The sequence below is a fragment of the Rhodococcus sp. 14-2470-1a genome (assembly GCF_002259425.1).
Taxonomy (GTDB): domain Bacteria; phylum Actinomycetota; class Actinomycetes; order Mycobacteriales; family Mycobacteriaceae; genus Rhodococcoides; species Rhodococcoides fascians_E.
The window spans coordinates 16,471-37,665 of the sequence record NZ_NPFZ01000038.1 but is presented as its reverse complement, the minus strand read 5'-3'; the positions used below and the strand labels follow the sequence as shown (position 1 = coordinate 37,665).

The following is a 21,195-nucleotide window of genomic DNA, read 5'->3' as shown; positions in this document are numbered from 1 at the left end:
CTTCGAGGGTTAAAGCGTGACCACGGCGATACGACCGATCAAGGGCCTGGCATTGGTTGGCGTAGGTGCGTTTCTCGCCGCGTCCTCGGCAACGATGGCCCTCTACATGGCTCCGCAGCTGGTAAAGACGCCCCTCGACGTCGACTCCGCAACAGTCGCAACAGGTAGCGCCACCTTGCTCGACACCGAAGCGCTCATTCAGGGCGTTTCGAAAGTCGATCGCGACGTTCCTATTCGGGTCTTGCAACAGGTCACCGTGGAAGAACCGTCGGACAGCAACAAGATCACGATGCAATCCGCTGTCTTGCTACAGCGAGACGATAGGCCGGGTGAACGAGGGACAGTCAACGCGACCGTCGATAGATTCACCGCCGACCGCAGAACAGCGATGCCGACAGACGATCCGATCGGGTCGATCCAGAAGTATGTCGACCAGCCAGCCGACCAGGTTGCCCACGACGGCCTTTCGCTCAAGTTTCCGTTCCACGTCGAACCGAAGTCGTATCCGTACTTCGACACGACCGCGCGCCGTAGCCAGGACATCGAGTTCGCCGGCGAGACCACACTCAGCGGCTTGGACGTCTACCGCTTTGTCCAGGACATCGCGCCTCTCGACACCGGCGGCAAGCTCAGCCTTCCCGCGTCTTACTGGGGTATCGACGGGGACGAAGAAATCCTGATGCACCGGTTCTACCAGGCGCGCCGTGAATTGCTGGTCGAACCCACGACAGGTGCAGTCGTCTTCGGGAAACAAGCGGTTTACCAGTACTACGGACGTACCGCCGGCGACCCGTCGGCCGTCACCATCGTGGAAATGTCGCCGGAGCTCGACGCCGCCACCGTTGACGAGCAGGTGCAGCGGGCTGTCAAGTCCAAACGTCTCATCGACTGGGCCGAGATTTACGGCCCACTTAGCCTCGGGGTAGTTGGTCTCGTGGCGCTGCCTACGGGAGTGGTGTTACTTCGGCGCAGGGGTACAGAAGGACTGTGCGGGGCGACGAGTGAGGTCGACAGCAGAGTGCCCCATGCACATGAGGAGACGAACGTCCAGTGAGTCAAACATCAGATTCCGAACCAACAACGGAGGAGCAAACAGCAAACGTGACCGACTGGATCGTTGAGGCGAAGAAAGTCAGCGCCGGCGTACTAGAACCCGCTGCGGCACAGATTGATCGAACTGCAACAATCCCGACTACGCATTTCGACGAACTAGCTGAGCAAGGATTCTATGGAGTCGCTCTCGCCAGTGATAGTCCCTTGAAGGCACTGTCGGAGGTGGGAGAAATTCTGGTGAGCGCTTGTCTATCAACAGCGTTCGTGTGGGCGCAGCACCATGGAACCCTGCTCAGACTCGCCATGTCGAGTAATCAAGCGCTCAAAGAACGGTACCTGACCGCTTTGCAAATAGGTTCGGTTCGCGCGGGAGTATCAGGCGGGGGTTACGCCGTACCTCAGCGTCCTCTGGTGAAGGCTTACCGGACCTCGGGCGGTTACGCGATCGAAGGTTCGGCGCCATTCGTAACCGGGTGGGGTTTCGTCGACGTCCTGGGAGTTTCTGCGTACGACGAGACAAACGACGAAACGGTGACGTTCCTTGCGCCTGCATCTGAGAACTCTGGCCTCTCGTCGGAGCGATTAGATCTAGCGGCGGCCAACGCTTCTCACACTGTCGCACTGGATTTCGACGGTTATTGCGTGAATGAAGCCGATGTAATGCATGTCGCGCGACGAGTTCGAAGCAGGCAGGGAACCATGTCACTGCTTGATCGAGCGATCGTTCGCATCAATGGTTCGCTTGCCCTGGGGCTAGCCCGTCGAAGCCTGACAGCCCTGGAGGCGTCAGGGCAGGGCAGTCAGACACTGGCCGACAAGTTCACCGCGGTCAAGAACTCGCTGGACCACGCTGTTGGGGACACGACTATTGACATCTACGGCGCGCGTGCAGATGCCAGTCGCTTCGCCGTCGATGCATCGACTTACTACACGGCGATCACTGGTAGTCGAGCAGTACAGCGCGGAGAGCTGTCCGAGCGCACCGCTCGCGAGGCAAACTTCTCACTTGTCTGCGCCACCACGGCTGAGATCCAGGCTCACGTACTGGATGGCGTCGTGCACCAGCAACTGCCTCAGCTTCTGGACGGGGATCATCAGGCGAGTGTGGTGATCTAACGACATGAATGTAATTAGTGGGCCTCTTGTCGGCGTGTCACCGCACCCTGAAGGTGAATCTGGTTCAGGATGGACTGCGGTTGGGACCGAAGACGTAGACGAAGGAGGCCGTGCCATGCCGATGCCCAGTAAGGGTGACCGGACGTCGCTGACTGTCCGACTCCCGTCCGAGCTTATTGACACGCTCAAGGCACAGCGGAGTTCGGCTGGCGCGACATCTCTAAGTCAGTATGTCGCCGATCTCATCGCGATCGCCAGTGACCGTGAAGATCTCGCGCGCGAACTTAACGGCGCGCATGAGCAGGGGGTGCTGCCCTTGACTGCGTAGCCGTTTTGGCCTGAACCGACATTCGGGTCATACGTCCAAATTGAATCTGCGCAGCACCACGAAACGACAAAAGCCCCCGGCGTGCGGGCCGAGGGCTTTCGAAGTCGGAGAAGCGAGTGACTAGCTCGCTACTCGTTTGTGGTGCTCTTCCCCGAAGGGACTGTCTTGGTGGACATGTCTCAGGGTACATCGCACCCTGAAGTAGGTACAAGATTTGATGCTCGTGTCGTCGCACCGGATACGACGCCGGATCGGCTGTGGCGTAGGTTCGCCCCGGTCCTGGCGGCGCGTTCCTCGATGCGTCTCTACGACCCGACCCTGCGCAAATATGGTTCAGCGGGGCCGCTGACGATCAAGAGGCCGGCGCTTCCGTCCGCCGTTCCGCTGTTCGTACGCGGACGCGCCCGCGTCGTCGCGCTGGACTTCGACACCAAAACTCATGGTCACGCCGCTGTCGACACCGACGTCTCGCGTGTGCTGTCGTGGCTCGCTGAGTGCGGTGGCCGCGCTGTCGTCGACCGCTCGACCAGCGGCGGACAACACGTCCTGATTCCCCTCGCTCCCGGCAAAACAGTGTCCGCGGAGGAGATCCGGCCGCTCCTTCGACAACTCGCTGTGCGTCTGCCCACACTCGACATCACACCGATGACCAACGCCAAGGCCGGCTGCATTACCGTGCCCGGCTCGGCCTGCAAAGAAGGCGGACACCGCGAGCTTGTCGACCTCGATCCCGCAGCCGCACTCGACATCCTGACCGTCGGTTCCGACGCCGGCACCCTGACACGCCTTGAAGCTCTCCTCGGCGGAACCGGCCGCGGGACCGCCAACCCGGTCGACACACACATCCATACCCAGACCGCAACCGAACGCATCGTCGGCGCCGGAGACGATGCACGGCTGCACCCGCGGTTCTGCCGCTCGTCGACCCCGCCGCGCGCCGTCGTCGACTTCGCCGCCGCCGGTCGCCTCGACACCAGCCGCTGGCCCTCACGGTCGGAAGCCCGGCAGTCCGTCCTGACGCACGCGGTCCTCGGCGGCGCCAGCGCCGCCGACATCCTCACCCGCGTCGCCGCGAGCGACTGGGCCGGCGTGCGCGCTGCCTACGCCCACTACGCCGAACCGGCCCGCGCGCTCCGCCGCGACGCCGCCCGCGCGCTCCACTGGGCGGCATCGACCCTCCCTGATCCAGTTCGGGATACAGGGCACAAGCAAAAGCACACAGGGGGTACCTACGATCCGGTTCTTTGTTCCTGGCTTATCCATGCGCAAACTTGGGTTGCATCGGAGTTCTCTCACAGGCGAGATCGGTGGACTACTCACGCGGTTGTGCAGGCGCTCGCGTGGGCTGCGGCGGTATCAGGTCAGAACGTGGAAGGTGTACCCACGGTGGGGGTGGGGGGACGATCTCTGTCGATCGCGGCAGGGATGCTCCCGGAGTCGACGGTGTGGTCGGCGTTGGAACGGTTGCGGGAGATGGAGGGATCTCCGCTGTTGTTGATCGAGCGTGGTGTTGGACAAAACCCCGACCGATACGCCCTCGTTCCCACCCCGGCAGCACGCTCGGCGGCACCTGCGCCGGAGACGGCGCAGGATCTCGTGGAGGTCGAGTCGGTACACCCGGCGTGGAGCGTCATCGGATGGCGCCACCGCATCCTCTACGACACCGTCGCCGCGGCCGCCGACACAGCAGCGGAGCCGATGACCCCGGAGGAGTTGTTCACCGCAGTCGGGATCGGGCGCACCAGCGGCTACGAGGCCCTGCTGGATCTGCGGATCGCGGGACTGCTGACCGTCGAAAACACTCGAGTGAGGATCGGGGATGTCGAGCTCGACGACATCGGGCACCGCCACGGTCTCACCACGGCGGTTCGTGCCCGGATCGTGCGCCACCGCGCCGAACGCATCGTCTGGCGGGAATGGCTCGCGGCCCGCGAGGACGCCCGAACCCCGCCTGAACCCGAGCTAGCGCTGTTCACCGTCCCAGGCGAAGACCCCGCCGACGCGCCCGAACCCGAATACATCGCCGCAGTGATGAACACCGGTCCACCCGAACCGCTCTGAAGGGCTGTCGGTGGCGCGGTCTAGTGTGCGGGCATGCGCGAGAGCGAGACAGCGGAGGTGGCCGGCGTCCCCGAACACGTCCTCGACGAGCTCGCGCAAACCCTGGCCGAGAAACTCGACGTCCTGCTCGATCGTCTGACCGACCGCGCCCTCACCGTCCCCGATGCGGGCACACCGGCATGGCGCCAACAGTGGATGGGCCGCGATAGCGACACCGGACGCCAGCAGCACGCACGGCGGGTCTACATCCGGGCGGTCCTGGCGAGCCGCGCGGGAATCGGTCTCGCGGAGGCTACTGCGCCGATCCGTCCCGAACGTGCATCCACGCCGCCCCCGCGCGCCCGCACAGCCCGTCGCCGCAGTGTGGATTCGAACCAGCTCGCCATCTTCTAAAACGGTTGTTCCGATCGGCGGGAACCATTCGGCGCCGGCGCGCATCCACCACGTGGAGGGATGGTCCGCCGTCTGAGGGGGAGGCGGGCCATCCCTCTTCATCGGGCCGCCGATCACACCACCCGAGCAGTGCCCGCCGCTGTGTAGGCCGGGTCGCCTGTTGTCAGGATCGAGATACGGATGTCGTGGATCGCGGTGACTCCGGGCTCAGCATCTGTGTTCGGGGCGCGGGGCCGAGCACAGATGCTGCCGCACGGTGTTCGAACACCGGTATCGAACGGCGCCGGCCGGACGCGCAGCCGAACTCGCCGAAGCAGAACCTCTTCGTCGGCCGTTCCGCGTCACCGCCGTGAATCGGTCATCGATGCTGCGGCGAAGCTGACGTCGGCGACGAACTCGGCGGCGATCTCGCGAAGTCGACGATTGGCGTGCTGCGACTGCGTGGACAGAATGGTGAACGCTTGATCGGGGCCGATCCGGTGCAGCGCCATCAGGATTCCCTTCGCCTGTTCGATCGGAGCCCGGTTGTCCATCGCGGTACGCAATCCGTCCGCGGTGTCGCGGGCGGTGCTGTAGCGGGCGAAGTCGCCGACGGCGGCGCCGATGGCAGTCGTCAGGGCTGTGAGCAGTGATCGATCGATATCGTCGAACGCGCGCGCGGTGCGGCTGTAGAGGTTGACTGTGCCGAAGGTTGTGTCAGTGGAGGTGATGGGTTCGGCGAGGATGGAGTGCACTCCCGCTGCCCGGGCCGTGGGCCCGAAGTCCGGCCACCGCTGATCGAGGACATCGCAATCGGCGACCACGGTTCCCGGTGTCCGTGCGGCCGTCAGGGACGGCCCGGATTCGAGGTCGTACTGCTCGGTGTCGATCACCAGGGTCGATTCGTCGGTGGAGCAGGCGGTGAACGTTCGTGCGTCGATATCGATGGTGACACTGGCGTGATCGACGTCGCGGATGTTCTCGCATGCTGCAGCGATCAGGCGGTCTAGTAGCTCGAGCAGATGATCGTCGTCGCGGATCGAGTCACCGATCGTTGCCACCACCGCCCCGAAACGGGCGGCGGCGGTGCGAGTCAGGTCGTCGGCATCGGCGAGGGTGCCCGGGTGCTGTGTCGTGGTGTCATCGTGGGGGACGGAGTCGTTCACCCACAGATTCGACCACACCGTCGTGCGGGGGTGAGGGCGGTATCTGTGGCACACAGCCGCTGCGCGGAGACGGAGTGACCAGGTTTCGATCGGCGAGGGCAGTGGCATCCGACGTTTTCGGTACCCCGCTACACGGACGGTGCCGCGGCGCGGGGGCGTTGTCCAGCAACCGGCAGTGCCCTCGTGCCTCCGCCGACCTACCGCGCCGCGGGCTGAATGTTCCGACGCCGTGTTCTTATCCCGAGGCATTCCGTGACTCGGGTGTGTCAGCTGGTGATCCAGATTCGGCGACGCGCAACCGCTTTGCTGCGGGTCACCATCACCGGGCTGAGCCCGAACTCCCCGAACGTCCTTCCTGGATCGCGCTCGAGGATGTCCAGGACAGTGCGGTAGAACTCACGCGCTGTCGTGTCGAAACGGGTGTGAATGTCTTCTTCTGGCCCGCCGCCGTGGTTCACCCACCGCAGCGCATAGTCGATCATCGTGTGATCGGGCCCGGAATAGGCATCATCGCCATCACTACCTCTGTGCACCGACTCCTGTTCGGAACGTTGTGCCACCATTCTCACCTGCCGATCGCCTTGTCGTCGGGTCTTCTGTTCAGACGTACGGTCCCGGTTTGTGATTGCCGGACACACCGTTTCGCGACGAAACCCGGACGCGGGTACGAACATCGGGCAGCCGCAGCGGGGCGGCGGCAGGGACGACGACACCTGCCACCGCCCACCGGTCCCGGCAGGCGCCCCGTAGTCCCGCCGGGATGGCAGGGGGTCTACGCCGCTGCCGCGGCGGCGGGCGCCGAGTGTGCGGTCGGCGGGTAGCCATCGTCGTCGAAGACCACGTCGTCGAACACCACCTCGCGGTGCTGCTCGATCAGATCTGCTGTCTCACATTCGGTTCCGGTGGAGCCGATTCCGAGAACCGATGCCCACCACTGCTGCCGATCCGGGTCCTCGTCGGGCCACACCACCGGATCCATCACATCGAATTCCATTTCTCTCACCTGACCTTTCGGCGACTGTCAGTCGTTCAACGAGCCAACATCAGTGCAGTCGGTCGTTGTCCCCGGGGGCCCGCGCATCTCTGCGCGAGCGCCCGGGAAACGGCACGACAAGGCGGATGGTCAGGTTTGCTGCGTCTCGATCGACCGGTGACCGGACGTGGCGCCGGCGCTGATCTCGATCTTGCGGGGCTTGGCACGTTCGGCGAGCGGGATGGTCACCGACAGGACACCGTTGTCGTAGGACGCGGCGATCCGCTCGGAGTCGACGCCGTCCCCGAGGGTGATCTGGCGGCGATACGTTCCGGCGAACCGCTCCGACGAGATCCACTGCACCCCATCGGTATCGGGCGCAGTGCGATGGGCGGTGAGAGTGAGGGTGCCGCGGTCGACGTCCACATCGATCGAACCCGGGTCGACACCGGGAAGGTCGGCCGACAGGACATAGTGATCGTCGAGTTTGTACAGGTCCATCGGCATGAACCGGGGCGCACGATCGGAACCGCTCGAGGTCCCCAGCATCGCCGAGGTGATCGAATCGAGGTCACGGAACGGATCGAAGCGAAGCACAGCAACCACCTCCTGAGTTCCCAGATGCACCCGCCCCTGTAGCGGGCTGCCCTTCACTGTGCACCACAAAAATTAGCACTCTCGACCCAGGAGTGCCAAGATGGATGTACAACTTTTTTCAGAAAATTCCGGGGCAGAGGCCGTCTCATGAAGATGGCCAAGGATGCTGCGCGAGCACCACATCGAGCAGTACGCGACGAGTCGAGGAGCAACACGATGACGACGACGATGAACAGAGGCAGCACCGGTGCCGGCGGCCGGCCGGGGACACGACGGTGGTGGAACCGGCGAGCGTTCAGCCGAGCCGAGAACACCGACTCTGCGTTGATGATCGGCGCACTGTCGATGATCAGTTTCTGGGCCCCGGGTCTCGGGGTCGCACTGGGGATCCTCGCGGTTCTCGCGGCGCTGTGGGCGGACCGGAGCCCGATGCTGTCGGGGCCGCCCGCACCGCGCGCCGACGCCGCGCTCGCCTACAGCGCCGGCGTGCTCGGAATCATCCTGGGGGCCGGGTTTCTGGCCATGGTTCTTCCGAACTGGTGACTTGGCCGTGGCGAAGAACATTCTGCGTGAGCTGAGCGTCGCCGAACTCGACGCCGCGCTCGCCGAGACCGACGACCAACTGCGAACCGCGCGCCGAGACGACGCGACCCCGGCGGATATCGCGGAGCTGGAGCGGGCCAGGCGCCGACTGCTGGAGGAGTTTCGTCGCCGCGGGCTCTGAGACGCAATGCATGACTGTCTCCCCCTCCTTGCATTTCGTCACGGGTGACGAAATACAAGGAGACTCTGGGTTCCTCGACGCTGCTCGGCATCGAGTGCAGACCTACCGCCAATGCACACGTGCACCCAGCACGTCTTGGCACCCGCTGCGGCGGCGATGTGAACGGTGCCGCGACGACGACCGTCGTGCTGAGTGAAACGCTTACCGTTGGATGCCGCGGCGACACGAGTATCGGGTTCCCGGACAAGTCGAAACATGTTGCAGAACAACGTAGTTCAGCTTTACTGGTAACCCTGCATATCAAGACTGGTCGTATTGCGGCAGGTCCGGTATTACCCCCTGGACTGCACAAGCCACGGTCTGCAGGTGCGTGCAATTAGAGTTGATCCGCTCCGGGCATCTCGTATTGTGTTCATGACAACGCACGTATCAAGTTCTCCGGTGCCTGCAGCGGCAGGTAGCCGTCGGCGATGACGCGTCGGCAACCGTCCAGCTCCACCAGTATCTGCCTCTGATCCGTCGCTGCGCCCTCTACGTACACCGTGGAGGCGATTCGCGACGCCGTGTCAACACAGTCCGGTGCCAGGGTGAACGAGGCGGTGTCGAAACTGGGTTCGACGTAGTCGGTCCCAACGAAGTTCGCACCTTCCGGTGTGATGACGAAACGGCAGAAAATGTTGCCGACGGTGAGCACACCCGGGACGGTGGAACCTCCGCGCGGGGGTGCGAGGATCGGGGCGCAACTCGACAGTCTTAGGCGGAGATTCAGCTCGTCTTGTGTGATGCGATATTCGATAGACGATGCGACCGTCATGTTGCCGATAGCCGAGAGCGCGGCGATGTTCGGTAGGCCGCATCCGTGGGAAGGAAAGGTCGGAGCTATCGCGCGGCCATGTGCGTCGAGTAGCCACAAGTCGGGCGTCGGCACGACACTGTAGCTCGGACATCCTCCGGCGAGAGGTGACCGGCGCGCCGTTGGTTCGTTCAGGAGCCGAACTACCTCCGTGAAATCGCCCTCGTACCTCGTTTCGTCGTAGCCGCGGCCGTTGTCCAGTTCGAGGGCTCCAGAAAAGTCGGTTGAGCAGATCACCGCAGCGACCGGTACGAAGTCGACGGGAACTGTTCCCGATGTCGGACGGCTGGGTGGTGGGGGCCGGCCCGGCGGCAGGCTGTCGTCACATCGAAACGACTCCGCTGACCCGATCTGCGCGACGGCACGGGTTGGAGCGTTCGCCACCCAGACCGCGTAGCCGCCCCCGACTATCAGTGCGATCCCAGCGACCGCGAGCAGGAAGATCCACCGCCGCGTCATGCCGTCACGTTAGCCGCTGGACAGTGTCGAGATACTTATGTCACTTGAAAGGCATCGGGCCGCATTCAACTGGTAGCTGCAGCCAGTTTCACTCATCCGATGCGACAAGCAGTATGCATCGAACTGCTGAACATCGGCCTCCCTATCGTTGATGAAGCGAGTCTGCGGTGAGAGCTACCAGACGACCCGAGCGACGCGCGTGTCGACTCTGCTTCGAAACTGATTTTGGTTCGGAGATAGGTGGCAGGACCGGGGGTTGACAGTCGACCCAGGCCGGTGCACCGCACGTCCAGCGCTCCGGGACATGACCGCAACCGACAGTTCACGCGACGAAGATGCAGAACGGGTGACCTGATGGATCGGCGAAGACGTAGAGCGGCTCCTCGGCGTCGTCGGTCCGATCGAACATCACCTGCGCACCGAGCGACTGGGCGCGTTGTCGCTGTCGTTGCAGTTCCGCGACGTTGGGCACGGTGAAATCGAGGTGCATCTGCATCGGGATGTCGTGCGCGGGCCACGTGGTCCTCGTGAGCGTGTCGACGCGCTGGAACGCCAATTTCCGGACGTCGGTCGCGTCCATGAGCACCAACCATCCGGGTTGGGATTCGGGGGTTTCGGATGGCTCGTCGCCTGGTCGGTATCTCAATCCCAGGAGTTGCCGGTAGAACTCGGCAAGTGCGCGAGGATCTGTCGTGTCGATGACAGTGTGCAGTAGCTCGGGATATTGGGACACCGGTGGCCTCCGTCCGCTTCGTGCCTCGACGGTCCCATAGCGGAGCGCCTCTGGCCAGCCCTGGTTTGCAGACTTCTCGCCAGGTGGATGGAGAACTTCAGGCACGTGCTTGAAAGGTCTTGCGGTACACGGTGGGCGATACACCGGTAACGCGGGTGAAGTGTGCGCGCAAACCGGCGGGCGTGCCGAACCCGCAGGCATCCGCGATCCGTGCGACAGGTTGATCGGTGTCTTCGAGCATCTGCTGGGCTCGACGGACCCGCTGGCTCAGTACCCACTGTAGAGGCGACAGTCCGAGCACGTCTGCGAAGCGCCGCTCGATCGTACGGACGCTCACGCGTGCGTGAGCCGCTAGGTCGGCGTTGGTGATCGGGCGGTGCAGTTCGGCGGTCACCCAATCGAGCAGCGGAGCTAACCAGTTGTCACCAGAGGTAGGGGCGGTGATAGGCCGGAAGTACTGGGCTTGCCCGCCATCGCGGTGTGGGGGCATGACGATGCGGCGAGCGACCTCGGCAGCGACCGCTGCGCCGTGGTCGGACCGGACAAGGTGCAAGCACGCATCGATTCCGGCCACGGTTCCGGCCGAGGTAATCACGTTGCCGTCCTCGATGTAGAGCACCGACGGGTCAACTCGAACGGACGGGTACTGGCGGGCGAGCTCATCGGCATGCACCCAATGCGTTGTGGCGCGGCGACCGTCGAGAATACCGGCCGCGGCCAGCACGAACGCGCCGGAACAGATCGACAGTATGCGAACGCCGCGCCGGTAGGCGTCGCGCACCACATCGACCAGTTCGGGAGGCGGGCAGTCGTGCACGTTGAGACACGCAGGCACAACCAGAGTGTCGGCGCGCTCCAGGTCGCCCGACGGTGTGGCAGTGTCGAACTGGAATGCGGGCAGCAGCGGAACCGGTTCACCGCCGACGGCGACGACGGAGAACTCGTACCAGGGCGACACCACGTGTGAGCGGTCGACGCCGAAAATCATGCACGGCACGGCCGCCTCGAAGATCGGCATACCGGGCGCGATCGCCATCACGATCCGATGGGTGCTCATGTCGTGAATCTAGCGAAACTGTCGTTCACGACACTCCCGATCATCTGGACCGGCCGTCATAGTCGAGCAATGCAATCGCTCCCCGTCGCTGTCTACGGCGCCTACGGCCATACCGGCCGACTCCTCGTCAAGGAACTGAACAGACGCGGTCACCTGCCGGTGCTCAGCGGCCGCGACGCGCGTCGGTTGAAGGCTCTCGTCGACGAGTACCCCGGTTCGGATATGCGACCGGCGTCGCTGGATGCGCCCGCCGAGATGGATCGTGCGCTGACCGACGTCGCTGCCGTCGTCAACTGCGCAGGCCCGTTCGGCGACACCCCACCAGCCAGCCTGCTCGACGCGTCCCGGCGGGCAGGCGTGCACTACTTGGATGTCGCAGGTGAAGCCCTTGTGGCGTGGAGGACGTTCAACGACTTCCGACCATCGGACGGAACGCTGGTCATACCGGCGGTCGGCTTCTTCGGGGCGCTCGGCGACCTTCTCGCGAGCGTCGCCTACGCTGGCGCACCGTCACCGGCCGATGAGGTGAGCGTGGCCATCGCGCTGAACGGCTGGACGCCGACAGCCGGATCGGATCGGGCTGGGGTGCTACGCGCCGGTCGACGTGTGGTGTACGTCGACGGGCACCTCGACGTACGAGCCGGCACCCCGGAACCCTTTGGCAAGTGGCAGTTTCCACCGCCGTTCGGCCAGCGTGAGGTGACCGGCGAGTTCCCGACGGCCGACGTCGTCACCATCGCTCGACACCTACCAACCCAGGACATCAACGCCTACATCCACGTGCAGTCACCCGGCGAGGCCGCCTCGACGCAGCGGTTCCTGGCCGAGGTCACGGTCAGGTGGGGCAAGCAGCAGACCCGTGTCTGGGCTGCAGGCCGCGACATCTACGGGTTCAGCGCCGCGTTGGCAGGGGAAGCGATCGACCGTCTCTTGCGCGGTGAGTCGAGAGCAACAGGTCTGGCCACCGTCTCCGAGGCGTTCGACGCTGCCGATTTCCTGCGAGCCCTACCGTTGGACAGCCTCGAGCTCGGCTAAGTTGCCGGATACGTGATGATTCGCGCTGTTCACCGAACGTCGTCCCGGGCAATTTTGGACCAAACACATTGGAGCAGAACGATATGCAGACTTCTACTTGTCATAAGGTAAATTATCGGCAAAGTCGCCCTGGTGTCGAACTATCTGCTGCGCAACGCTTTAACGTCTGTATCTAATGTCACACCCCAGCACCACATCGAACCTCTATGGAGTGAGTGGCCGCGATGACACGAAGTGACCGTTCAACCAGGTGGTCGCTCGAAGCGAAAGTTCTTCCATCTCTCGCAGGAGCGCCTGCAGATCAACTGCGGTGTCAAGCACCGAAACTTCCCATGTCGTGACATTGACGAGCCGCATGGATCGGATGCCGGCAGCCCAGTCACGCGAACCGACGCAGCGATCTACCAGAAAGTTGCTGTGTTCGAGGTAGTCCTCAACGCGTTCGTCGAAGTGTTCGAAGGCGTTGCGCACTGCTCGGCTACGCAACAGTCTAGGGAAACCCTGCTCATTCTCGGCGATGGCGAGCAATTCCCGAAGGCGCGTACCTCGTCGACGTGATGCCGTCGTCCTTCGAGGGCTCCACAAACATTTCGAGGCGAGCGCCGCTGCAGTGAGGATTGCTTGAACAGTACTGAAACATTCGTCTGCCAACGCATCATCAGCATCTTGGTGCTTGAGGTCGTCGAAGTAGCGGGCTTCGTCATCGGCGGCTTCGGCGCCTCTCAGCTCTATCGCGAGTACACGTTCCCTTAGATCGCCGAGACGCAGGGCTGCACCTCGGGCGGTATGGGCCTGGGTACGCAGCTCCCTCATGAAAATCGATACCAGCAACGACTCATCCATGAGTGCAGCCTATTTCGCAGGATCACCAAGCGCGCTCGACTGGCGTTCATTACCGTGTCAACAACATCAACTGGGTGTTGCACAACGCTCTTATGACTGTTCCGCTCGTCAAGGAAGGTTGACAAAGCTGGCGTCTCTCGGTTGTCGGGCCGCGCGACAATGCGCGGATTTACCTCTGGAAGAGCGCGTCTGCGAGCGAGTCTGGCTCGGGCCAGCGTGCCGTGTGATCGGCGCAGGGGCAAGCCTCCAAGGATCCCGCTCACATAAGCGGGAAGCGTTTCCGGGGCGTACCTGCTAACGGTTACATTCGGTCACTGCGGTGCAATCTTCTCGAAACAATCGGATCGTAGTTTCTTTCATTGACACCCTATAGGATTTCCAATAGGATGATCTAGATCACATGGTTAGCACACTGGCAACAGGAAGGTACGAGAGACATGCACACAGTGGATGAAATCCGCATCACGCAGTCACTCGGCGGTGCCAACTGATGAACGCAGATCGATTCGACCTCGTTGTCATCGGCTCCGGCGGAGCGGGTCTGGTGGCAGCATGCCGCGGCGCCGACGCAGGACTGCAGGTGATGGTTGTTGAGGCCCAGGACACCCTGGGTGGAACCACATCGTGGTCCGGAGGGCAGATGTGGGTGCCGGACTCGCCGCCGATGCGCCGCGCCGGCTTCGACGACGACGCCCAGGCTGCCCGCGAATACCTCGATCGGGTCACGCTCGGACGCACCCCAGGGCCACTGCTCGACGCCTTCGTTGCGCAGGCACCGAAGATGATCGACTATCTCGAATCGGATTTGTCGATACCGATGGCGAGTATCGAACGCCACGACTACCACCCCGATTGGGCCGGAGCCAGATTTGGCCGCACCGTGGAACCGCACCCGGTCCCGGCAGCAGAACTCGGCGAGTGGGCGGAACGAACCAACTCTTCGCCCACTCGCCGCCCCACCACATCCTGGGAAGCCCGCACAGGTATCGACCCCCAGGTCCTGCAGGAACGTGAGTTCGAGGATGTTCGCACTCAGGGGTCAGCTTTGGCAGCGGGCCTGGTCCGGGCAGCATTGGCCCGAGCCGTCGAGTTCCGCACCGGACTGAGGATCACCTCGGTCCTATCCACCGCGGACGGCTTCAGCTTGTTCGACGACACCGGCAACGCCGTCGCTGACGCCACGAACATTGTCCTCGCCGCCGGCGGATTCGCTCACAACCAGCAGTGGCGACGGCGACTACTACCGTTGGTGAAGATGAACCCCACCGGGCCTCCCGGTGGAAACGGCGACGGAATCGACATCGGTATTCGGTTGGGCGGACAATTACGCGATATGGCCGAAGCATGGTGGACACCCTCGGCGGCGACCCCGACCAGTAAAGTTCCGTATCGAAATATCGTGCGAGAGTTGGCATTCCCAGGCTCGATCATCGTCAACGGAGCGGGCCGACGATTCGTCGACGAAGCTAGCTCGTACAACGACTCCGCCAAAGCAATGATGGAGTTCGATGCACGAAACCACCAATTCCCCAATGCCGCGGCGTGGCTCGTCTTCGACTCTGCGTTCCGCCAGTGCAGAACAGTGGCAGGTGTCTCGCCCACGATGCCGACGCCATTTTGGATGATCGAGGCGGACAGCATCAAGTCCCTCGCGCAGCGAGCCGGCATCGACGCCCACACCCTGGCCGAGACGGTAGCCGCTACGAACCGGTACGCACAGACCGGGACAGACCCTGAGTTCGGGCGCGGGAACAACGCGCACGACCGCTTCAACGGAGACGAAAACCACGCTCCCAACCCCTGTTTGGGTCCGATTGACCAGGGACCGTACTACGCAGTACAGGTGGACGTCGGTGTCAACGGCACCAAGGGCGGGCTGGTCGTCGACGAGTACTCCCGTCTGCTCGACGGCCACGACGAACCAATATCCGGGGTGTTCGCGGTCGGCGAGACCGCTGCAGCGTTGATGGGCCCGGGATACGCCGGATCCGGAGCCTCCCTCGGGCCCGCATTGATGGCAGGGTACGTCGTCGGTGCCGCCATCTCCCGACCACTGTCCGAACTGAACCACTGATCAAGTAATCCGCATAACGCAACCGCGTTCCATTCTTCGAAAGGGGGCCACGCGTGGCCACTCAATCCACCGGCGAACACGTCGCGCCACCGAACCGAAAAGCCGTCGTGGCCGCGTGTTTCGGCCACGCCGTCGAATGGTTCGAGTTCGGGGTGTACGGGTACCTTGCGACCATTCTCGGACATGTCTTCTTCCCGAGTGATAACCCGACCACCTCGGTACTCTCCGCCCTTGCCGTTTTCGGCGTCGCCTTCTTCGCACGGCCGGTGGGAGCGGTGTTCTTCGGCCATCTCGGTGACAAGCTCGGCCGACGGACGATCCTGGCGACCACCATCTTGCTGATGGGCGGCGCTACAACCTGTATCGGTTTGCTCCCGACCTACGAGACCATCGGCATCGCTGCTCCAACATTGCTTATCGCGCTTCGGCTGCTGCAGGGATTGTCCGCCGGCGGCGAAACCTCGGGTGCCGCAGCGTTCCTGTCGGAATCGGCGCCGAAGGGTCGCCGTGCGCTGTGGACCTCGAGCATCCAGGCCGTCGGCATCATTGCCTTCGTCTGTGCCGCGAGCTTGGTTGCAATCCTTAACGCGATTCTCGGCGACGAAGCCATGCAATCGTGGGGCTGGCGTCTGCCGTTCCTGCTCTCGCTGCCCCTCGCGATAGTTGGTCTCTACCTGCGCTTCAAGGTCGAAGAGACCCCCGCATTCCAGGCTGCTGCGAAAAAAGAAGCCAGCGCAAAAGAACGCGTCCCGATCATGGAATTGTTCGCACGACACAAGCGATCGCTCATTCTGCTGATCGCCATCGTCATGGTCGAAGCAGTTGCCTCTTACGTCGCAAAGACCTACGCCTCGACCTACCTGATCTCCACCGTCGGACTCGGACGCACCGCAGCACTGCTGTCCACCTCGATCACGCTGCTGATTGCGGCCGCACTGGTCCCGTTCTTCGCAGTCCTCAGCGACCGTATCGGTCGCAAGCCCCTGCTGCTCGGTGGAACCATCGGTCTGATCGTCATTGCGATCCCGGCATTCATGCTGATCTCGTCTGGCAGCCTGTTCGGAGCCATCTTCGGACAGATGCTGGCCATCATCCCGGGAACGGCGATCTCGGTCGCCGTCGTCGTCGCGCAAACCGAACTGTTCCCCACTCGAGTGCGCTACTCCGGCGCAGCATTCGGCTACAACGTCGCCTACGCCCTGTTCGGTGGCACCGCACCCTACGTCGCAGCCGCACTGGTCGCCGCATCCGGACTCAAGCTCGCCCCGGCGTTCTACCTCGTCGGAATCGGTCTGATCGGACTCATCGCCATGACCCGTCTGCCGGAAACCTTCAAACGAGACATGAACGACGAGAACATGGCCGACGCACCGGCCCGAGTCTGATCGAAACGTTCTACATCAGTTGTCGCACAACAATCTATCCAAAGGTAATGCCATGAACCGCCCTGTAGCTCGCTTCACCGACCGCACCGTGATCATCACCGGAGGTGCCTCCGGCCTCGGCCTGGCCACCGCCCGCCGGTTCGCCGCAGAAGGGGCGAACCTGGTCATCGTCGACTGGAACAAAGAGGTCCTCGACGACTGCGTAGCCGATCTGAAACTGCAGGGCACGAAGGTGATCGGGGTACAGGGCGATGTTTCTCAACCCGACACTGCCCGCCGCGCCGTGGCAGATGCGGTCGAACACTTCGGGACGGTCCACGTGTTGTTCAACAATGCCGGTATCGACCCGATGAATGCTCGATCGCTGGTCGAGACCACCGAGGAAGAGTGGGACAGCATTCTCGGCGTCAACCTCAAGGGCATGTTTCTGTTCGTCCGCGAAGCCATTCCGGTCATGCAGGCCAACGGCGGCGGTGCCATCATCAACACCGCCTCCTCCGCCGGGATGAAGGCCTCTCCGCAGGAGTCCGCCTACGGAATATCCAAGGCAGCGATCATCGCGTTGACCCGTTCCCTCGCACGGGACTTCACCTCCTCCAACATACGGTCCAACGCGATCTGCCCCGGATTCCTCGAACAAATGCCCTCCGACCGACGCGCCGGAGTGCCCGACGATGCGCTACGAGCCCGGTCGAAGAAGGCCGAATCGATCGTCCCCCTCGGCCGCGAAGGAACCTATGCCGAGGTCTCGCAGTCGGTGCTGTTCCTGGCCAGCGACGAGTCCAGCTACACCAGTGGCGCGGCGCTGCTGATGGACGGAGGGTGGATTGCCTGACCCCGAGACCGGCCGCATCGAACCGACAGGACCACGACCATGACCACAGCAGGCGAGTCAGCCCCAGCAGTGGTGGTTCTGGGATCGGCCGGGGGTCCTACCCCCAAAGCCGGCCGACGCCCGGTGGCGCACGTTCTCGATGCCGGTGACGGCCTGACCCTGATCGATTGTGGAAACGGTGTCGCCGGCCAACTCGTCGAAGCCGGCTTCGATCTGGCCCGGCTGCGACGGATCCTGATCACCCATCACCACATCGATCACGTCGCCGACGTCGCCCTGCTGCTCCACCTCGCGTGGACCCAACTGACCGAACCGGTACACGTCATCGGGCCGCCGCCGCTGAAGGAACTGTTCGAGCTGCACTATCAGGCGTTCGATCTCGACATCAGAAGCCGGATGCACGACGAGGCCCAGCCGCATCTACGCGAGATGGTGCGTATCACCGAGATCGATACCGCCACGACCGTGCACAGCGGTAACGCCACGATCACCGCGGCGCTGGTGGAACACCCACCGATCGAGTTGGCGTTCGGCTACCGAGTGGACGTCGACCGATACAGTGTCGCCTTCTCGGGTGACACACGTCCTTGCGCTGCCGTGGTGACGCTTGCTGCTGGTGTCGATCTGCTCGTCCACGAGACGACATACCTCGACAACGCACTCGATTTCCTGCCCGCAGCCCGCGCAGAACGGGTCCTTCCCCGCATGCGCAGTGTCCACACTGAACCGGCCGGGGCGGGTGTGGTGGCGGCATCGGCCCGGGCCCGCGAACTACTGCTCAGCCCGGTCGGCGCCTTCGGCCCGACCTCCGATGCGGACATCATCGCAGACGCGCGAACACGGTACGACGGCCCGATCTCGGTCGGCCGCGACTTTCTACGCGTCCCCGTTCTCTCACAGGAAAGTTCCCCATCATGACGAAATACCAGACCGGCGGCGAAGCTGTCGTCGCAAGCTTGGAAGCACACGAGCTCACCACCGTCTTCGGGCTCCCCGGAGTGCAGAACGACTGGCTCTACAACGCCTTCTACGACGCCGGCGACAAATTCCGAATCATCCATACCCGCCACGAGCAGGGTGCGGCCTACATGGCCCTCGGCGCGACCATGGCCACCGGCACACCGAGCGTCTGCAACGTCGTCCCCGGGCCGGGCGCACTGAACGCCGGGGCAGCGCTCGCAACGGCCTACGGCCTCAACGCCAAGATGCTCTTCCTCACCGGACAGATCCCGCAGAAGCTGATCGGCCGCGAGATGGGGACCCTTCACGAGGTTCCCGATCAGCCCGGGATGCTGCGGTCACTGAGCAAGTTCTACGACCGCGTCACCCACCCCGCCAACGCCGGCGCGACGATCGCCGCCGCCGTCGAAGCAATGAACACCGGCCGTCCGCGGCCTGCGACCATCGAGGTCCCGATGGACGTCCTCGAACAGCGCGCACCGGTCGCCGACCAGACCCCCGTCGCCGCCCCGGCGCACGACGTCGTCGACGAAGAAGGCATCGAGAAGGCCGTCTCGGTACTCGCCGGTGCCGCACGCCCGATGATCTTCGTCGCCAACGGCGCTCAAGACGTCTCGGCCGAGGTCACCGAACTCGCAGAACTACTGCAGGCACCGGTCGTCGGCTACCGCACCGGCCGCGGCATCGTCGACAGCGACAACCCGTTGAGTTGCTTCCTGCCCGAGGCCAAGCCGCTGTGGGGAGACACCGACGTCATCATCGCGCTCGGCGGCAGTGCACGCTCGGCGCTCCTCGGCTGGGGTAAGGGCAAGCGCACCCTGATCCGCATCGATGTCGACCAGACCGTCCACGGGCGCTACGGCCAGCCCGACGTCGCCATCACCGGCCGGCTCGAATCGCACCTGCCGGCACTGCTGGAGGCTCTGCGCACCAAAGGCGTCCGCGGAGTCGAACGCACCGAGGAGATGGCGCAGATCCACGCCGACTGGAAAGAGCGCAGCGCTGTCCTCGACCAGCAGACCGCCTACCTGTCGGTGATCCGAGAGGCACTCGGGCGGGACGGAATCTTCGTCGACGAGTTGACCCAGATCGGGTTCGCCAGCCGAATCCTGCTCCCGGTGCACACCCCTCGCACCTTCATCTCCACCGGATACATGGGCACTCTCGGCTTCGGCTTCCCCACGGCGCTCGGAGCCAAAGCGGCCAAGCCCGACACCCGTGTCCTGTCGGTCACCGGTGACGGCGGATTCATGTTCGCCGCAACAGAACTCGCCACCGCCGTGCAGCACAACATCGGTCTGGTGACGGTGCTGTTCAACAACGGCCAGTATGGAAACGTGCAGCAGATGCAGCGAGATCTCTACGGCGGCCGTGTCATCGCCACCGATCTACGCAACCCCAACTTTGAGGGCTTCGTGACCTCGTTCGGTGCCGACTACGCCCACGCTTCGTCTCCCGCCGAGCTCGCTCCCGCGCTCGATGCCGCGTTCCGTTCCGGTCGACCGACCGTCGTCGAGGTCACCGTCGGCAACATGGTCAGCGTCGACAGGTTCCGGTGACCGCCATGACATCGGCGACTGCTCCCGCTCCGTACCTGACCGAGCTCTGGGATCAGCTCCCGAAATTGCGCCGAATCGTTCTGGTCGGACTGCCCGGTACCGGAAAGAGCTTGCTGGTCAAGGAACTCGCGAACACAGCCGTGAACGCAGGCCGTCCCACCCGCATCCTGCAGTGGGACATCAGCCGGCGCGCATGGGACCGCGAACCGGTCGCGCAGCAGAAGTTCCCCGAGATCGACGGTGTGACCCACGCAGGTATCCGTACCGCCATGGGGATGTGGGTTCGCTCGGCGATCGCGCAGTGGAATGGGGAAGCAGGCGAAGGCGATGGCCTCCTGGTGGTCGAAGCGCCGTTGATCGGAGGCAGATTCTCCGAGTTGGCATCTGCACTCGAGGACAACGCCGAGCAGTCCCTGACCGATGCGACGACGCTGTTCGTGGTCATCGCACCGGTGGGCGAGCTACGTGACCGGCTCCGCGCCCAGCGGGCGCAGGACATGGACGCAGCCGCCGACGGCACTCCCGAGCAACACAATGCCTCCGCAGATCTGCTCGACGAGTTGACCGACTCGCTGCGCGGCCCGGCGCAGGAGTTGGGTATCGAGGCCCGCACCGACTCGGGTTACGACGGCGAGCTCTATGCCGAGCTGATGCAGACCGTGCTTCGGCATCGCCGCACCTTGGTGATCCGGCCGGACAGCTTGATGAAGGTCACCGGATCGGTGTACGAGCTGGGTGAGGACATCGAGCGAGTGTGGCCGGATGCGTTCGCGGTCCAACGCTCATTGCGAGAGGTCGAAGCACGTAGCGCCGCCGATCTCGCCGAACACGTCCGCACATGGCACCAGACCTGATCATCGTGTCGTCGTCGACGGATTCGTTCCGAACGTGGGCATTTCGACAGAGCTACTCGTTTTCGATCCCACCGGGTACGTCGCGGACCAGGGGCCGCGCCGCGAACCGTTAGGCACGAGAACGAGGACGACACCGGGTGCGGCGGCCAACGTCGTCC

22 protein-coding genes are annotated in these 21,195 nt (G+C 63.7%); 14 read left to right on the top strand and 8 right to left on the bottom strand.

All coding sequences use genetic code 11. The annotated features are described in order from the left end of the window. Nucleotides 1–16 precede the first annotated feature (16 nt). The 5 genes from CH292_RS25335 to CH292_RS25315 all read left to right on the top strand — a co-directional run bounded on the left by CH292_RS25335 (nt 17) and on the right by CH292_RS25315 (nt 4,951). On the top strand, nt 17–1,054 hold the full coding sequence (locus tag CH292_RS25335; RefSeq protein WP_094655995.1) for a DUF3068 domain-containing protein: 1,038 nt from the start codon (nt 17–19) through the stop codon (nt 1,052–1,054). 47 nt (nt 1,055–1,101) lie between these two features. Then, nucleotides 1,102–2,169 carry an acyl-CoA dehydrogenase family protein gene (locus tag CH292_RS25330; RefSeq protein ID WP_179278081.1) on the top strand — a complete coding sequence of 356 codons (1,068 nt, stop codon included), beginning with the start codon at nt 1,102–1,104 and terminating at the stop codon, nt 2,167–2,169. 115 nt (nt 2,170–2,284) lie between these two features. Further along, the gene (locus tag CH292_RS25325; protein WP_033188236.1) at nt 2,285–2,497 is read left to right on the top strand and encodes a hypothetical protein; all 213 of its coding nucleotides are present in this window, start codon (nt 2,285–2,287) and stop codon (nt 2,495–2,497) included. A gap of 297 nt (nt 2,498–2,794) precedes the next feature. Next, complete coding sequence (locus tag CH292_RS25320; protein WP_094655994.1) at nt 2,795–4,558, top strand: hypothetical protein; 1,764 nt, start codon at nt 2,795–2,797, stop codon at nt 4,556–4,558. A 33-nt stretch (nt 4,559–4,591) separates the two neighbouring features. Further along, complete coding sequence (locus CH292_RS25315) at nt 4,592–4,951, top strand: hypothetical protein (RefSeq protein ID WP_094655993.1); 360 nt, start codon at nt 4,592–4,594, stop codon at nt 4,949–4,951. 341 nt (nt 4,952–5,292) lie between these two features. Here the strand turns inward: CH292_RS25315 and CH292_RS25310 are convergent, their stop codons facing one another. The 4 genes from CH292_RS25310 to CH292_RS25295 all read right to left on the bottom strand — a co-directional run bounded on the left by CH292_RS25310 (nt 5,293) and on the right by CH292_RS25295 (nt 7,666). Next, a complete protein-coding gene (locus CH292_RS25310; RefSeq protein WP_256978566.1) occupies nt 5,293–6,096 on the bottom strand; it encodes a GAF and ANTAR domain-containing protein in 804 nt (267 codons plus the stop codon). A 266-nt stretch (nt 6,097–6,362) separates the two neighbouring features. Next, nucleotides 6,363–6,656, bottom strand: a complete 294-nt coding sequence (locus CH292_RS25305; RefSeq protein WP_143545794.1) for a hypothetical protein — start codon at nt 6,654–6,656, stop codon at nt 6,363–6,365. A gap of 212 nt (nt 6,657–6,868) precedes the next feature. Continuing rightward, nucleotides 6,869–7,090, bottom strand: a complete 222-nt coding sequence (locus CH292_RS25300) for a hypothetical protein (RefSeq protein ID WP_094655990.1) — start codon at nt 7,088–7,090, stop codon at nt 6,869–6,871. 129 nt (nt 7,091–7,219) lie between these two features. Then, nucleotides 7,220–7,666 carry an Hsp20/alpha crystallin family protein gene (locus tag CH292_RS25295; RefSeq protein ID WP_179278080.1) on the bottom strand — a complete coding sequence of 149 codons (447 nt, stop codon included), beginning with the start codon at nt 7,664–7,666 and terminating at the stop codon, nt 7,220–7,222. 216 nt (nt 7,667–7,882) lie between these two features. Between CH292_RS25295 and CH292_RS25290 the strand changes: the two genes are divergently transcribed. Then, complete coding sequence (locus CH292_RS25290; RefSeq protein WP_256978565.1) at nt 7,883–8,209, top strand: hypothetical protein; 327 nt, start codon at nt 7,883–7,885, stop codon at nt 8,207–8,209. A 7-nt stretch (nt 8,210–8,216) separates the two neighbouring features. Continuing rightward, on the top strand, nt 8,217–8,390 hold the full coding sequence (locus CH292_RS29035; protein ID WP_179278079.1) for a hypothetical protein: 174 nt from the start codon (nt 8,217–8,219) through the stop codon (nt 8,388–8,390). A 412-nt stretch (nt 8,391–8,802) separates the two neighbouring features. Here the strand turns inward: CH292_RS29035 and CH292_RS25280 are convergent, their stop codons facing one another. The 3 genes from CH292_RS25280 to CH292_RS25270 form a co-directional block, all read right to left on the bottom strand. Next, a complete protein-coding gene (locus CH292_RS25280; RefSeq protein WP_094655988.1) occupies nt 8,803–9,702 on the bottom strand; it encodes a hypothetical protein in 900 nt (299 codons plus the stop codon). Between the two features lie 322 nt (nt 9,703–10,024). Beyond that, the gene (locus CH292_RS25275) at nt 10,025–10,435 is read right to left on the bottom strand and encodes a VOC family protein (RefSeq protein WP_094655987.1); all 411 of its coding nucleotides are present in this window, start codon (nt 10,433–10,435) and stop codon (nt 10,025–10,027) included. Between the two features lie 97 nt (nt 10,436–10,532). After that, entirely contained in the window at nt 10,533–11,492 is a 960-nt protein-coding gene (locus CH292_RS25270) for a GlxA family transcriptional regulator (RefSeq protein ID WP_094655986.1), read from the bottom strand. A 3-nt stretch (nt 11,493–11,495) separates the two neighbouring features. Here CH292_RS25270 and CH292_RS25265 point away from each other — a divergent pair, with 3 nt between their 5' ends. After that, entirely contained in the window at nt 11,496–12,527 is a 1,032-nt protein-coding gene (locus CH292_RS25265; protein WP_218830199.1) for a saccharopine dehydrogenase NADP-binding domain-containing protein, read from the top strand. A gap of 204 nt (nt 12,528–12,731) precedes the next feature. Here the strand turns inward: CH292_RS25265 and CH292_RS28690 are convergent, their stop codons facing one another. Then, nucleotides 12,732–13,370: a hypothetical protein gene (locus tag CH292_RS28690; protein ID WP_143545793.1), complete on the bottom strand. Its 639-nt coding sequence runs from the start codon at nt 13,368–13,370 to the stop codon at nt 12,732–12,734. A 490-nt stretch (nt 13,371–13,860) separates the two neighbouring features. Between CH292_RS28690 and CH292_RS25255 the strand changes: the two genes are divergently transcribed. The 6 genes from CH292_RS25255 to CH292_RS25230 are packed head-to-tail and all read left to right on the top strand — an operon-like array spanning nt 13,861 to nt 21,037. Next, nucleotides 13,861–15,444 carry an FAD-dependent oxidoreductase gene (locus CH292_RS25255; protein WP_094655984.1) on the top strand — a complete coding sequence of 528 codons (1,584 nt, stop codon included), beginning with the start codon at nt 13,861–13,863 and terminating at the stop codon, nt 15,442–15,444. A gap of 53 nt (nt 15,445–15,497) precedes the next feature. Beyond that, nucleotides 15,498–16,829 (top strand): MFS transporter, encoded by a 1,332-nt coding sequence (locus CH292_RS25250; RefSeq protein WP_094655983.1) that lies wholly within the window; start codon nt 15,498–15,500, stop codon nt 16,827–16,829. Nucleotides 16,830–16,881: 52 nt separating this feature from the next. Continuing rightward, on the top strand, nt 16,882–17,664 hold the full coding sequence (locus CH292_RS25245; protein ID WP_143545792.1) for an SDR family NAD(P)-dependent oxidoreductase: 783 nt from the start codon (nt 16,882–16,884) through the stop codon (nt 17,662–17,664). Nucleotides 17,665–17,703: 39 nt separating this feature from the next. Continuing rightward, nucleotides 17,704–18,582, top strand: a complete 879-nt coding sequence (locus CH292_RS25240) for an MBL fold metallo-hydrolase (protein WP_094655981.1) — start codon at nt 17,704–17,706, stop codon at nt 18,580–18,582. After that, nucleotides 18,579–20,183, top strand: coding sequence for a thiamine pyrophosphate-dependent enzyme (locus CH292_RS25235; protein ID WP_094655980.1), 1,605 nt, complete (start codon nt 18,579–18,581; stop codon nt 20,181–20,183). Before CH292_RS25240 ends, CH292_RS25235 begins: the two co-directional genes overlap by 4 nt. A gap of 5 nt (nt 20,184–20,188) precedes the next feature. Further along, nucleotides 20,189–21,037 carry an ATP-binding protein gene (locus CH292_RS25230; RefSeq protein ID WP_143545791.1) on the top strand — a complete coding sequence of 283 codons (849 nt, stop codon included), beginning with the start codon at nt 20,189–20,191 and terminating at the stop codon, nt 21,035–21,037. Nucleotides 21,038–21,195: the final 158 nt, after the last annotated feature.